Here is a 13080-nt window from a genome sequence, read left to right on the forward strand (position 1 = left end):
TATGAATTGTTAAAAGTGTCCACATGGCGGGACCCGCCAATGAACGCCGTCAAATTGCCCGCCCAGGCCTTGCAAATTGGAAGCATGTAATTGATTTATATGGCATTTATATCTGACCAAAGAGAATGATTGCCGATCCGGAGCGCTCGGAACGGCCTTCCCAGCCGATCGGGAGGCACGTTTTCCACAAAGTTATCCACAGGCTGCGCGCCTCGCCAAAAGTGTCAATTCGCCGTGCGGCGCGCGGCGCGCGACTTGCCGCGCGGGACGCGCGCGCGCTAGAGTGGCGGGTTCGACGGCGTGCTGAACGCCCCGCAGCGCTCGCCATTACGGCACACTGCTGACGGTGCCGGACGCCAGGCGTCGGATACCGCCGCCTCATTTTCAACTTGCATTTTCAGTTGCCCGGAGAACCGCGTTGATGCTTGCCCCGTGTATCGCGCCTTGCGCTTCTACGCCACCGTCCCGGCCACTTCTGGTGCGCTGCTGCGCGTCGCACGTCCCGGCGGCTTGCCGATGAGCGAATTGACCAACCGTCTCGAAGCCCGACTTGCACGCGAATGGCAGCAACGTGGCCCGCTCGCGTGGGCGTTGACGCCCTTCGCGTGCGTATTCGGCGCGATTGCCGCCGCACGCCGCACCGCCTTCTCGCTCGGCTGGCTGAAATCGGTACGCGTCGGCGTGCCGGTGGTAGTGGTCGGCAACGTAACCGTCGGCGGCACCGGCAAGACGCCGACCGTGATCGCGCTGGTGGAAGCGTTGCGCGCGGCCGGCTTTACGCCCGGCGTGGTGTCGCGTGGCTACGGCGCGCGCGTCAAGGCGCCGACGCCGGTCACGTCCGCGTCGGCGGCGGGCGTCGGCGGCGACGAACCACTGCTGATCGCACGCCGCACCGGCGCACCGGTGTGGGTCTGCCCGGACCGCGTGGCGGCCGCCCAGGCGCTGTGCGCCGCGCATCGCGAGGTCGACCTGATCGTCAGCGACGACGGCTTGCAGCATTACCGCCTCGCACGCGACGCCGAACTGGTGGTCTTCGATCATCGGCTCGGCGGCAATGGTTTTCTGCTGCCGGCCGGCCCGCTGCGCGAGCCGCTGTCGCGCCACCGCGATGCGACGCTGATCAACGATCCGTATGCACGCTCGTTGCCCGCATGGCCGAACACTTTCGCACTGCAGCTCGCGCCCGCCGATGCCTGGCATCTCGACAATCCGGCGCTGCGCCGGCCTCTCGCTCAGTTCAGCGGCGATCGCGTGCTGGCGGCCGCCGGCATCGGTGCGCCGGAGCGCTTTTTCGCGACGCTGCGCGCCGCCGGCCTCACGCCCTCCACCCGCGCATTGCCGGATCACTATGCGTTTGCGCGCAATCCTTTTACAGACGTGGACTCCGATGCCATCCTGATAACAGAAAAGGATGCGGTAAAATTAGGGTCCTGGCACGATGCGCGCATCTGGGTTGTCCCGGTCGAAGCCGCGCTCGATCATCGCCTCATTGCATTAGTTGTGGAGAAAGTCCGTGGACGCTCGCCTGCTTGAAATTCTCGTCTGCCCGATCTGCAAGGGCCCGCTCAGCTACGACCGCGCGGCGCAGGAACTGATCTGCAACGCCGACAAGCTTGCCTATCCGATCCGCGACGGCATTCCCGTGATGCTGGTGGACGAAGCGCGGCAAACCGTTGAAGGCACGCCCGTCGACCTGAATCCGGGCTCCGTCGCCTGAGTTTGCCCACGCATCTTTCCGATGACCAACGTCAACGCCGCCACTCCCCCGTTCATCGCCGTCGTGCCGGCCCGGCTCGCCTCGACGCGTCTGCCCAACAAGCCGCTCGCCGACATCGGCGGCAAGCCGATGGTGGTGCGGGTCGCCGAGCGCGCGCGCGAATCGGGCGCGCAACAGGTGCTGATCGCCTCCGACGCGCAAGCGGTGCTCGACGTGGCTCGCGAGTACGGCTTCGAAGCCGTCCTGACGCGCGCCGATCATCCGTCGGGCACCGACCGTCTCGCGGAAGTGGCGGCACGGTTCGGCTGGAGCGACGACACGATCGTCGTCAACGTACAGGGCGACGAACCGCTGATCGACCCCGCGCTGGTATGCGGCGTTGCGTCGCACCTCGCGGCCAGCCACGGCTGCGCGATTGCCACCGCGGCGCACCCGATCGCCGACCCCGCCGAAATCTTCAATCCGAACGTCGTCAAAGTCGTGCTCGATGCGCGCGGCGTCGCGCTGTATTTCTCGCGCGCGCCGATCCCGTGGGCGCGCGACGCGTATCAGCCGTATTGGCCCAATGTCGCCACGATGCCCGCACCGCCTGCAACCGCGGCCGTCCACCGGCATATCGGCCTGTATGCCTATCGCGCCCAATTCCTGCGCACTTACCCGAGCCTCGCGATCTCGCCGATCGAGCAGGCCGAAGCGCTCGAACAACTGCGCGCGATGTGGCACGGTGAGCGCATCGCGGTGCTCGTCACCCGGGACGCGCCGCTGCCCGGCGTCGACACACCCGCCGATCTGGCGCGCGTGCAGGCTTTATTCGGGGCTTGAGCAGAAAAACCCATGGCATAATCAAACGGTTCTGCGCGCCTCCCGTTAAAAGCGAGAGTCGGGGTTTGCACCCGGTCGCGCCGTCGTCGTCTTGCAGCGCCGTCGTTCCCGACGCGCAGCGCGAGGCGCAGCACGGCAGCCGATGCGGGTCCCCGGACGAATCGTGGGTCGGCTACAGCGCCACCAAAGAATTCACATAGATCTGGAGATATCACATGCGTTTGATCCTTTTGGGTGCTCCCGGAGCGGGTAAGGGCACTCAGGCAAACTTCATCAAGGAAAAGTTCGGCATTCCGCAAATTTCCACCGGCGACATGCTGCGTGCGGCCGTCAAGGCAGGCACGCCGCTCGGCGTCGAAGCGAAGCGCTTCATGGATGCCGGCGAACTGGTCACGGACGAGCTGATCATCAACCTGGTGAAGGAACGCCTGCAGCAGCCGGACTGCGCGAACGGTTATCTGTTCGACGGTTTTCCGCGCACAATCCCGCAAGCCGAAGCGATGAAGCAGGCCGGCGTCGCGATCGACTACGTGCTGGAAATCGACGTGCCGTTCGACGAGATCATCGTGCGTATGAGCGGCCGCCGCTCGCATGCCGCGTCGGGCCGCACGTATCACGTCAAGTTCAACCCACCGAAGGTCGAAGGCGTGGACGACGTGACGGGCGAACCGCTGATCCAGCGCGATGACGACAAGGAGGAAACCGTCAAGAAGCGTCTGGACGTGTACGTTGCGCAGACCAAGCCGCTGATCGAGTACTACAACAACTGGGCAAAGAACGGCGACCCGTCGTCGCCACTGAAGGCGCCGCAGTACCGTCGCATTTCGGGCCTCGGCACGGTCGAAGAAATCCGTGCCCGCGCGTTCGATGCGTTGAAGTAAATTCGTATTTGCGTGAGCCGTTCAAAAAACCCGCCGATTCCGGCGGGTTTTTTATTGCCGGCCGCGTATCTTGCACTTGCTCCAGTACGCTACACCCGCCATCGTTTAGCCATCCATAGCGGTTCTTTGCAAGCCGCAGCGCGGAGCCGATGCACCCGCCGCGGCTCCGCTTTCCGCGCTGCAACATAGCCGTTACAATCGTTTATCGAAAAAATATTCGATCTCGACATTACCGAACTGAAGCAAAGGAGAAGACATGGAGATTCGTGACAACGTATTCCTGATCACCGGCGGTGCATCCGGGCTCGGCGCAGCTACCGCACGCCTGTTCGTCGAAAACGGCGGCAAGGTGGTGCTAGCCGATCTGAACCAGGATGCAGGTGAAGCGCTCGCGAAAGAGCTCGGCGGCGTGTTCGTCAAATGCGACGTGAGCCGCGAAGAAGACGCAACGCAAGCGGTCGAAGCGGCCACGAAGCTCGGCACGCTGCGCGGCCTCGTCAACTGCGCGGGCGTCGCGCCGGCCATCAAGACGGTCGGCAAGGATGGCCCGCATCCGCTCGATTCGTTCGCGCGCACCATCTCGATCAATCTGATCGGCACTTTCAACATGATCCGGCTCGCCGCCGCGGCAATGTCGAAGAACGAACCGAACGCGAACGGCGAGCGTGGCGTGATCGTCAACACGGCGTCGGTGGCCGCGTATGACGGCCAGATCGGCCAGGCGGCTTACGCGGCGTCGAAAGCCGGCGTGGTCGGCATGACGCTGCCGGTCGCGCGCGATCTGTCGCGCAATGCGATCCGCGTAATGACGATTGCACCGGGCATCTTCGAAACGCCGATGCTGCTCGGCATGCCGCAGGAAGTGCAGGACGCGCTCGGCGCGATGGTGCCGTTCCCGCCGCGCCTTGGCAAACCGGCGGAATACGCTATGCTGGCCAAACAGATTTTCGACAACCCGATGCTCAACGGCGAAGTGATTCGTCTGGACGGCGCAATCCGTATGCAGCCCAAGTAACGATGCATGCGGCGCGCCGCCCTTTACGCGCCGCGCCAATTAAAAAACGCCTGCGCATAATTCATGCGCAGGCGTTTTTGTTTCGTTCGGCACCGCTTTTCAGTCGCGATCGTTGTGCTGGGTGCGTTGACGCAGCTCGTGCAACTGCGACTCCACCACCGTCGCGTCTTCGGCATCCGGCCGATCGCCGAGATACCGCTCGAGATCCTCGAGTGCCGGGCGCAGATAATCGAGCCGCGCATAGGCAAAGCCACGGTCGCGCACTTCCTCGATACTTTCCGGCAACAGGATCACGAGACGCTGCTGCACCGCCAGCAGGCGTTGCCAACGTTCCGTCTGAAGATAGGTCGACTTCAGATTGCGCAGCATGCGGGCAATGATCTCGCGACGCGTTGCCGGTTGCAGCAGCATGCGCAGCGCCCTGCTCACCGACTCGCCCGCCGACGCCACATACGGCTCCAGCATTTCCACCATCTCCGATTCGGAGAGCGAATGGCCGCTGGTCGGATCGAGCATCACGTCGCCATCGGGGGTAGTCACGCGCAGCAGAAAGTGGCCGGGGAACGACACGCCACGCACCGGAATGCCGATCTGCTCGGCCATCTCCAGATACAGCACCGCCAGCGAAATCGGAACGCCGCGACGACGCTTCAGCACCGCGTTCAGGTGGCTATTGTCGGGGTCGTAGTAGTCGTTGAGGTTGCTGGCGAAACCCAGCTCGCGGAAGAAAAACCGGTTAAGGATGCCGACCTTCTGCCTGATGTCGGCGTCGTCCGGCATGCGGCGCCGAAGACGCACCACCAGCTCGTCGATCTCGGCCAGGGTGCCTTGCAGATCGAGATCGGGATAAGCATCCTGCGCGAGCGAGAGCGCCGCCTCGGTCAGCGGCAGGCTATCGTCTTCGGCGACGAGCGTGCTGAAATAGTCGAGAACCCGCGTCATCGTGATCACTTCACTCGCCTTTTGAAATACGCGTACTTGAAGCCCATCAGCCAAAGCATACCGAAATATAGCGCGGCAAACAGCACGAGGCACGCGCCCAGCAAGACAATGCGGTCGACCGGCCGGCTATGCATGCCGATCCAGTCGAAGCTGCTCGCCAGCCAATGCATCGTGCCGGCGAGCACGAGGCACGCGCCGAGCAATTGCACGAAGAACTTCAGCCAGCCCTTCGACGGCATATAAATGCCGCGCTTGCGCAAACCGAGGAACAGCAACAGCGCGTTGACGCACGCGCCGAGCCCGACGCTTAGCGTCAGGCCTGCATGCGCGAAAATCGGCACGAACAGGTAGTTGCTCAACTGCGTGACGATCAGCACGCCGATACCGATCTTCACCGGCGTCTTGATGTCCTGCTTAGCGTAAAAACCGGGCGCGAGGATCTTGATGAGAATCAGGCCGATCAGCCCGATGCCGTATGCCGCCAACGCGCGGCCGACCATCACCACCGCGTGGCCGTCGAACTTGCCGTAATGAAACAACGTCGCGGTAAGCGGTTCAGCGAAGAAAAACAGCGCGATCGCACTCGGCGCGGCCAGCAGGAAGGTGATGCGCAGGCCCCAGTCGAGCAGCGACGAATATTCGTGCGGATCGGCGTCGACGTGCGCTTTCGACAGGCTCGGCAGCAAAATCGTGCCGAGTGCGACACCCAGCAGCGCGGTCGGAAACTCCATCAGGCGGTCGGCGTAGTTGATCCACGAGACCGCGCCCGGACCGATCCGCGACGCAATATTGGTGTTGATAATCAGGCTGATCTGCGCGACCGACACGGCGAACATCGCCGGCACCATCTTCGAGAGCACGCGCTTCACGCCGCGATGCGCGAGCGCCCGCAGCGGATTGAGGCCGATGCGCGGCAGCATGTCGATCTTCTTCAGACCCGGCAACTGCACGGCGAACTGCAGCACGCCGCCGGCGATCACCGCCCACGCAAGCGCGTAGACCGGCGTTTGCAGATGCGGCGCGACGAACACCGCCGCGACGATGAACGCGACGTTCAGCAAGACCGGCGCGAAAGCCGGCAGCGAAAAGTTCTTGTACGTGTTCAACACGCTCGACGCCAGCGACGTCAACGAGATGAAAATGATGTACGGGAACATGATGCGCGTCATGGTGACGGCAAGCGCGTACGCCTGACCCTCATGCGCCAGGCCGGACGCGACGACGAACACCACGCCCGACGCCCCCACCACACCGATTACCGACAGGATCGCCAACGCCCAGGCGAGCACGGTCGAGGTGGCGTCGACGAGCGCCTTGGTGGCGTCGTGTCCCTGCTGGTTCTTGAACTCGGCGAGAATCGGCACGAAGGCCTGCGAGAACGCGCCTTCGGCGGAAATGCGGCGCAACAGGTTCGGAATGCGGAAGGCGACGTAGAACGCGTCAGTGAATTGACTGGCGCCGAACGCACGAGCGATCAGCGTTTCGCGGGCCAGTCCGGTCACGCGCGACAGCAGCGTGAAGCCGCTGACCGTCAGCAGGGCTCGGAATAGATTCATGGGGCGCTTATTATACGGGTGCCGCACGTGCGGACGACGAGCCGGGAAGCGAATCGGACCGATTTGGGCCGCAGACGTTCGATCGGGCGGCCGATCGAGACGTTTTTTGCTGATCGGCTTGCTGGTCCGCATGCCTGTTGCGGGCCTAACGCGGGCCTCCGGCAAGCGCGCGGCGCGTGGTGGCAGACGGAACGCAAGGCTTCGCGCGTTGGGCCGGCGCATCCGGATTGGTCATTGCCCGTTGCCACGTGTCTGATTTTGTTGCTATAATCGCCGGTTTCGAAGCTCGCTCAATTTTCGGATGGGGTTCAGGTCGGCTCCAGGCAGCCTCCGATCGCACCGGAACACGAGCCCGCCTTCGCGTAGTTCGATCGACTGATTCGTCGATTATTTCGACACTTTTGCGCTCCTGGGCAATCGCTTCCAGGGGTTCGGATTAAAAGCAGCGCCTCACCACTTGAAGGTCAGGTACTGGAAACAGGAACAGGATAAGGAACCGTCATGGCTAACTCCGCACAAGCACGCAAGCGCGCCCGCCAGGCCGCCAAGGCAAACTCGCACAACTCGGCACTGCGCTCGAAGTTCCGCACGGCTATCAAGGCTGTCCGCAAGGCGATCGACGCCGGCGACAAGGCCAAGGCCGCTGAAATCTTCCAGGCGTCGTCGAAGACCATCGACATCATCGCCGACAAGAAAATCGTCCACAAGAACAAGGCAGCTCGCCATAAGAGCCGCCTCGCTGCAGCCCTCAAGGGTCTGCAAGCGACCGCAGCGCAGTAAATTCGGTCAGCCCGCTCCGGTGGGCTACCTCCTGTTTCCGCTGCGTCATGAAAGCCCGCTTCGGCGGGCTTTTTTGCTTGGGCGTTGCTGATCCAGATCTCATCCGGGTCCGCTTGCGAGTCAGCTGACTGCTGCGCAAGTTCGCGGGTCAACTGGCTGCTCATTAAAGCCAGCGCTTCCTTCAGGTATAAAAAAACCCGCTGCCGGCGGGTTTTTGTTTTGCTGATCCCGCACAAGCCTTAACGCGTATTCCTGGGTTGTTGCGTGCCGTGCTCAGGTGGCAACTCACACGCCTCGGTCACGACGAGGTCATTGTCTTTCGCGAAGTTCAGGACGAAATCGAAGGCCATTGGTTCGATGTCGCGCAGGCGCGAATCGAGAATCACGCACTTGAGGTCGCCGAGCATGGTTGGCCGGACGTACAGCGAGTATTGCAGATAGGCGTTCGGCCCCTTGCCGCCCGGGCCTGGACCGAAACATGCCATTACGCCCGCGAGCCGCTCCGACCAGTCGCTCGGCCGAAACTTTTTTCCGTTCGACGTGATGCCCTGAATGAAATATTCGGTTGGAGCTGCTTCGGCCATGTAGGAATACCTGTGTGACTGCCCAGCGGAATGACGGCAAAGCTGACTGAAAAGCGGCTTTTGGGATGCGTGAACACGTCGCCGCCGTCGTCCAGGCCGCTTTGGCGAGCTGCGCCACCAAAAACGGCGAAGGCGGGTTGACCCGCCTCGGCGCTCATCAAGACGGCGCACCACGAGGAAACTTTCCGAACCGAGCGAACCGTGTCCCGCAAGCTCAATACCGGCCTGCTGGGCTTAGGGATAACCGGCAGATTATAGCGCAGAGGACCTTTTTCCGCAGCGCACACAAGCTCCGTCTGAAGGTGGCGCGAGCCTTTCAGCGGGCTTACCCAGCCTTTTGGCCGGCTCGTCAAACGAAGCAAAATCCTTTATCCTGCTTTGAGTTACCATAAACGACGGCGGCGCCGTCCGGCAATTCTGCCGGGTGAGACCGCCGTATTTGTTTCATGACCGCCAAGAAAATTCGCCACTACCTGCAGTTCAAGGATTTCTCGCTGGAAGACTACGAGTACGTGCTGGAACGTGCGCGCATTCTGAAACGCAAATTCAAGAACTACGAGACTTACCATCCGCTGCACGACCGCACGCTTGCGATGATCTTCGAGAAAAACTCGACGCGCACGCGCCTGTCGTTCGAAGCCGGCATCTTCCAGCTTGGCGGCCACGCCGTATTCATGAGCACGCGCGACACGCAGCTCGGCCGCGGCGAACCGATCGAAGACGCAGCGCAAGTGATCTCGCGCATGGTCGATATCATCATGATCCGCACATTCGGGCAGGACATCCTCCAGCGCTTCGCCGAGAATTCGCGCGTACCGGTGATCAACGGGCTGACCAACGAATATCACCCGTGCCAGGTGCTGGCGGACATCTTCACGTACTTCGAACATCGCGGGCCGATTCGCGACAAGACGGTCGCATGGGTCGGTGACGCCAACAACATGCTGTACACGTGGATCGAAGCGGCGCAGATTCTCGGCTTCAAGCTGCGCCTGTCCACGCCGCCTGGTTACAAGCTCGACCACGCGCTGGTTGCCGCCGAGAGCGCGCCCTTCTATCAGGAATTCGACGATCCGAACGAAGCCTGTGCCGGCGCCGATCTGGTCACCACAGACGTGTGGACCAGTATGGGCTTCGAAGCCGAAAACGAAGCGCGCAAGAAAGCGTTCGCGGACTTCTGCGTCGATGCCGACATGATGACGCACGCGAATCCGGATGCGCTTTTCATGCACTGCCTGCCTGCCCACCGCGGCGAGGAAGTCAGCGCGGAAGTCATCGACGGTCCGCAAAGCGTCGTGTGGGACGAGGCGGAAAACCGTCTGCACGTGCAAAAGGCGTTGATGGAGTATCTGCTGCTCGGCAAGCTGAATCACTAAGCGAGCCATCGCGCAGCATCCGCGTGAAGCGCGACGGGGCCTTGGCGATGTCTCGGTACGCGAGGCATCGCGAGCACACATTAGCGCCACGCATCCGGCCACGGTCCGCAGTTGCAAGCAGACCCGGCCACACCACCGCACCGTCCCAAAAACGCGGGCGCCCGGCGGTTTAGTGTCAAAATAGTGTTTTTCCGCGCTCCGGAACGCCCGGTGCGCCCTGTTTTCCCGCTTTCTCCAGCTACGAGTTCACCATGAGCGATATCAAGAAAGTCGTGCTCGCCTATTCGGGCGGCCTCGATACCTCCGTCATCCTGAAGTGGTTGCAGGACAACTACGACGCCGAAGTCGTCACGTTTACGGCCGACATCGGCCAGGGCGAAGAGCTGGAACCGGCGCGCAAGAAAGCCCTGCAACTCGGCATCAAGCAGGAAAACATCTTCATTGAAGACCTGCGCGAAGAATTCGTGCGCGACTTCGTGTTCCCGATGTTCCGCGCCAACACGATCTATGAAGGCGAGTATCTGCTGGGCACGTCGATCGCGCGTCCGCTGATCGCCAAGCGCCAGATCGAAATCGCTCGTGCAACCGGCGCGCAAGCGGTGTCGCACGGCGCGACCGGCAAGGGTAACGATCAGGTTCGCTTCGAACTCGGTTATTACGCACTCGAACCGGGCATCAAGGTGATCGCACCGTGGCGCGAATGGGACCTGCTGTCGCGCGAAAAGCTGCTCGCGTACGCCGAAAAGGCCGGGATTCCGATCGAAATGAAGCACAAGCAAGGTGGCGCGCCGTATTCGATGGACGCGAACCTGCTGCACATCTCGTTCGAAGGCCGTCACCTGGAAGATCCGAAGGCAGAAGCCGAAGCCGATATGTGGCGTTGGACGGTGTCGCCGGAACAGGCACCCGACCAGGCTGAATACCTCGACATCGAATACGAGCACGGCGATCCGGTTGCGATCAACGGCAAGCGTCTGTCGGCGGCTGAAATGCTGACCGAACTGAATCGTTTGGGCGGCAAGCACGGCATCGGCCGTCTGGATCTGGTGGAAAACCGTTACGTCGGCATGAAGTCGCGCGGCTGCTATGAAACGCCGGGCGGCACGATCATGCTGAAGGCGCACCGCGGCATCGAGTCGATCACGCTCGACCGTGAAGTGGCCCACCTGAAGGACGACCTGATGGCGCGCTACGCTGCGCTGATTTACAACGGCTACTGGTGGAGCCCGGAGCGTCGCGCGATCCAGGTGCTGATCGACCATACGCAAGAGAAGGTCAACGGCTGGGTGCGTGTGAAGCTGTACAAGGGCAGCGTGTCGGTTGTCGCGCGCGATTCGAATGACACGCTGTTCGATAAGACCATCGCCACGTTCGACGACGACGGTGGTGCATACAATCAAGCCGACGCTGGCGGGTTCATCAAACTGAACGCGCTGCGCATGCGGATTGCAGAGAACGCGCGTCGTCAGCGTAGCTGAGGACGTGAGTTGCGATAAAGGCCGACTTCGCGCAGCGAAGTTAAGCGCCGCAAGGCGCGGCCAAAACCAAAATGCACGTCGTCGCCGTCGCTAAGCGTCATTGCGGCTAATTTGGCCGCAAACATGAAAAAAAGCGCCGGGAGTTTTCTCCCGGCGCCTTTTTTTCATCGCAGCAAGCAAACCAAGCCGTCACAAACACACCGGCTCCGCTTCCAGCTCAACGCCAAACCGCGCCCGCACATCCTCCTGAATCGCCCGCGCCAGCGCCAACACTTCCGCGCCGCTCGCCCCGCCTCGATTCACCAGCACCAGCGCCTGCCGCTCATGCACGGCAGCTGAGCCCATTGCGTGGCCTTTCCAGCCACATCGATCGATCAGCCAGCCCGCCGCAAGCTTCACCCGGCCATCCGGCTGAAGGTAGGACACGAGGTCCGGCGCCTGAACCTTCAGCGCTTCAAATTGCGCCGCCTCGACCACCGGATTCTTGAAGAAGCTTCCCGCGTTGCCGAGTTGAAGCGGATCGGGCAGCTTGGCGCGCCGCACCGCGACCACCGCATCGAAGATCGCCTGTGCGGTGGGCGCCGCGTCCGCGGCCAGTTCACGCGCCAGATCCGCATACCCGGCGCGCGGCGTCCAAACCTTCGGCAAACGGAACGTCACCGACGTGATCACGAAACGGTCGCGCCCTTCCCGCTTGAAAAAACTGTCGCGATAGCCGAACCGGCACGCGTCGGCATCGAGTTCGACGACCTCGCCCGTCGCCAGCTCCACCGCCCGCAGCGACGCAAAGCGCTCGCACATCTCCAACCCATACGCGCCGATGTTCTGGATCGGCGCCGCCCCCACCGTGCCCGGAATCAGCGCGAGATTCTCCAGGCCAGGCAGACCCTGCGCCAAAGTCCACGCGACAAAGTCATGCCACGACTCACCCGCCGCCGCCTCGACGTACCATGCGTCCTTATCCTCACGCACGATTTGGCGGCCTCGCAATGCAACCAGCAGCACCAGCCCGCCGAAGTCGCCCGTCAGCACAACGTTGCTGCCGCCGCCCAGCACCAGCCGCGGCAAGCCGGCAGCACGCGGATCGCGTACCGCCGCCATCAGTTGCGCTTCGCGCTCGATCCGGCACGCAAACCGCGCCCGCACATCGAAGCCGAAGGTGTTATGCGTCTTCAGCGGATAGCCGGCAATGAACGCGGGGGAGTCGAACTGGAGCATCGGAATGAGCGGAATGAGGCTTGGTCTGGCCCCGGCCGCACGACAATGCGCGGCAGCCTTGGGCAAAAGGGAAAGGCGTCGGTAAAATGACGTCCGGTTCGTGATTATAGCGAGTGCCCCGTGAGCGGCCGACCGGCCGCGCCACGCACCGCAGCACTATTGGGAGAAAGCAATGCCATCGTTCGACGTCGTCTGCGAAGCGAACATGATCGAAGTGAAGAACGCGATCGAGCAGTCCAACAAGGAAATTTCAACCCGCTTCGACTTCAAAGGGTCGGACGCGCGCGTCGAGCACAAGGAAAACGAAATCACAGCCTACGCGGACGACGACTTCAAACTCGGCCAGGTAAAAGACGTGCTGTTGTCGAAAATGGCCAAGCGCAACGTGGACGTGCGCTTCCTCGACTACGGCAAGATCGAGAAGATCGGCGGCGACAAGGTCAAGCAGGTCATCAAGATCAAGAAAGGCGTGTCCGGCGATCTGTCGAAGAAAATCGTGCGCCTCGTGAAGGACAGCAAGATCAAGGTCCAGGCGAGCATTCAGGGCGACGCGGTGCGCATTACCGGCGGCAAGCGCGACGATCTGCAAAGCGTGATCGCCATGCTGCGCAAGGACGTTACCGATACGCCGCTCGACTTCAACAACTTCCGCGATTAAACCTCAACGCATCAAACCGGCGGGCGCCCGCGCGGCGCCCTGCATGTCAACGA

At 62.3% G+C, this 13080-nt stretch carries 14 protein-coding genes; 9 read left to right on the forward strand and 5 right to left on the reverse strand.

Features of this window, described 5'->3' with window-relative positions; genetic code table 11:
* Window positions 1–516: 516 nt before the first annotated feature.
* From lpxK to SB772_RS15000, 5 genes are all read left to right on the forward strand, one after another.
* Entirely contained in the window at window positions 517–1533 is a 1017-nt protein-coding gene (lpxK, locus tag SB772_RS14980) for a tetraacyldisaccharide 4'-kinase (protein ID WP_410834317.1), read from the forward strand.
* Window positions 1514–1717 carry a Trm112 family protein gene (locus tag SB772_RS14985; protein WP_007180583.1) on the forward strand — a complete coding sequence of 68 codons (204 nt, stop codon included), beginning with the start codon at window positions 1514–1516 and terminating at the stop codon, window positions 1715–1717. The genes lpxK and SB772_RS14985 overlap by 20 nt, the downstream gene beginning before the upstream one ends.
* A gap of 21 nt (window positions 1718–1738) precedes the next feature.
* The gene (gene kdsB / locus SB772_RS14990) at window positions 1739–2539 is read left to right on the forward strand and encodes a 3-deoxy-manno-octulosonate cytidylyltransferase (RefSeq protein ID WP_410834029.1); all 801 of its coding nucleotides are present in this window, start codon (window positions 1739–1741) and stop codon (window positions 2537–2539) included.
* Between the two features lie 215 nt (window positions 2540–2754).
* On the forward strand, window positions 2755–3420 hold the full coding sequence (adk, locus tag SB772_RS14995) for an adenylate kinase (RefSeq protein WP_410834030.1): 666 nt from the start codon (window positions 2755–2757) through the stop codon (window positions 3418–3420).
* Window positions 3421–3676: 256 nt separating this feature from the next.
* Window positions 3677–4435, forward strand: a complete 759-nt coding sequence (locus SB772_RS15000) for a 3-hydroxyacyl-CoA dehydrogenase (protein ID WP_410834031.1) — start codon at window positions 3677–3679, stop codon at window positions 4433–4435.
* A gap of 99 nt (window positions 4436–4534) precedes the next feature.
* On the opposite strand, the gene SB772_RS15005 is transcribed toward SB772_RS15000, so the two are convergent.
* Together SB772_RS15005 and murJ are read right to left on the reverse strand one after the other, a co-directional pair.
* Window positions 4535–5377: a SirB1 family protein gene (locus tag SB772_RS15005; protein ID WP_410834318.1), complete on the reverse strand. Its 843-nt coding sequence runs from the start codon at window positions 5375–5377 to the stop codon at window positions 4535–4537.
* 5 nt (window positions 5378–5382) lie between these two features.
* Entirely contained in the window at window positions 5383–6933 is a 1551-nt protein-coding gene (gene murJ, locus SB772_RS15010) for a murein biosynthesis integral membrane protein MurJ (protein ID WP_410834032.1), read from the reverse strand.
* Between the two features lie 501 nt (window positions 6934–7434).
* Here murJ and rpsT point away from each other — a divergent pair.
* A complete protein-coding gene (rpsT, locus tag SB772_RS15015) occupies window positions 7435–7713 on the forward strand; it encodes a 30S ribosomal protein S20 (protein WP_410834033.1) in 279 nt (92 codons plus the stop codon).
* A 239-nt stretch (window positions 7714–7952) separates the two neighbouring features.
* Here the strand turns inward: rpsT and SB772_RS15020 are convergent, their stop codons facing one another.
* On the reverse strand, window positions 7953–8297 hold the full coding sequence (locus SB772_RS15020; RefSeq protein ID WP_410834034.1) for a DUF3579 domain-containing protein: 345 nt from the start codon (window positions 8295–8297) through the stop codon (window positions 7953–7955).
* Window positions 8298–8743: 446 nt separating this feature from the next.
* Between SB772_RS15020 and argF the strand changes: the two genes are divergently transcribed.
* Together argF and SB772_RS15030 are read left to right on the forward strand one after the other, a co-directional pair.
* Entirely contained in the window at window positions 8744–9673 is a 930-nt protein-coding gene (gene argF / locus SB772_RS15025) for an ornithine carbamoyltransferase (RefSeq protein WP_410834035.1), read from the forward strand.
* Window positions 9674–9924: 251 nt separating this feature from the next.
* Window positions 9925–11151 (forward strand): argininosuccinate synthase, encoded by a 1227-nt coding sequence (locus SB772_RS15030; RefSeq protein WP_410834036.1) that lies wholly within the window; start codon window positions 9925–9927, stop codon window positions 11149–11151.
* On the opposite strand, the gene SB772_RS15035 is transcribed toward SB772_RS15030, so the two are convergent.
* Window positions 11139–11276, reverse strand: a complete 138-nt coding sequence (locus SB772_RS15035; RefSeq protein ID WP_410834037.1) for a hypothetical protein — start codon at window positions 11274–11276, stop codon at window positions 11139–11141. The two genes, SB772_RS15030 and SB772_RS15035, sit on opposite strands and share 13 nt — an antisense overlap.
* Window positions 11277–11340: 64 nt before the next feature.
* Complete coding sequence (gene murB / locus SB772_RS15040; RefSeq protein ID WP_410834038.1) at window positions 11341–12369, reverse strand: UDP-N-acetylmuramate dehydrogenase; 1029 nt, start codon at window positions 12367–12369, stop codon at window positions 11341–11343.
* A 172-nt stretch (window positions 12370–12541) separates the two neighbouring features.
* Between murB and SB772_RS15045 the strand changes: the two genes are divergently transcribed.
* Window positions 12542–13027 (forward strand): YajQ family cyclic di-GMP-binding protein, encoded by a 486-nt coding sequence (locus SB772_RS15045; RefSeq protein WP_007180572.1) that lies wholly within the window; start codon window positions 12542–12544, stop codon window positions 13025–13027.
* Window positions 13028–13080 lie beyond the last annotated feature (53 nt).

The organism is Paraburkholderia sp. SIMBA_030 (genome assembly GCF_046535245.1).
Lineage (GTDB): Bacteria > Pseudomonadota > Gammaproteobacteria > Burkholderiales > Burkholderiaceae > Paraburkholderia.

Excerpts from the sequence above, each read along its gene's own strand:
- SB772_RS15035 (WP_410834037.1), bottom strand. The coding sequence starts at position 11,276 with ATGTTTGCGGCCAAATTAGCCGCAATGACGCTTAGCGACGGCGACGAC.
- murJ (WP_410834032.1), bottom strand. The coding sequence starts at position 6,933 with ATGAATCTATTCCGAGCCCTGCTGACGGTCAGCGGCTTCACGCTGCTG.
- adk (WP_410834030.1), top strand. The coding sequence starts at position 2,755 with ATGCGTTTGATCCTTTTGGGTGCTCCCGGAGCGGGTAAGGGCACTCAG.
- SB772_RS15020 (WP_410834034.1), bottom strand. The coding sequence starts at position 8,297 with ATGGCCGAAGCAGCTCCAACCGAATATTTCATTCAGGGCATCACGTCG.
- SB772_RS15045 (WP_007180572.1), top strand. The coding sequence starts at position 12,542 with ATGCCATCGTTCGACGTCGTCTGCGAAGCGAACATGATCGAAGTGAAG.
- SB772_RS15030 (WP_410834036.1), top strand. The coding sequence starts at position 9,925 with ATGAGCGATATCAAGAAAGTCGTGCTCGCCTATTCGGGCGGCCTCGAT.
- lpxK (WP_410834317.1), top strand. The coding sequence starts at position 517 with ATGAGCGAATTGACCAACCGTCTCGAAGCCCGACTTGCACGCGAATGG.
- SB772_RS15000 (WP_410834031.1), top strand. The coding sequence starts at position 3,677 with ATGGAGATTCGTGACAACGTATTCCTGATCACCGGCGGTGCATCCGGG.
- murB (WP_410834038.1), bottom strand. The coding sequence starts at position 12,369 with ATGCTCCAGTTCGACTCCCCCGCGTTCATTGCCGGCTATCCGCTGAAG.
- rpsT (WP_410834033.1), top strand. The coding sequence starts at position 7,435 with ATGGCTAACTCCGCACAAGCACGCAAGCGCGCCCGCCAGGCCGCCAAG.
- argF (WP_410834035.1), top strand. The coding sequence starts at position 8,744 with ATGACCGCCAAGAAAATTCGCCACTACCTGCAGTTCAAGGATTTCTCG.
- kdsB (WP_410834029.1), top strand. The coding sequence starts at position 1,739 with ATGACCAACGTCAACGCCGCCACTCCCCCGTTCATCGCCGTCGTGCCG.
- SB772_RS15005 (WP_410834318.1), bottom strand. The coding sequence starts at position 5,377 with ATGACGCGGGTTCTCGACTATTTCAGCACGCTCGTCGCCGAAGACGAT.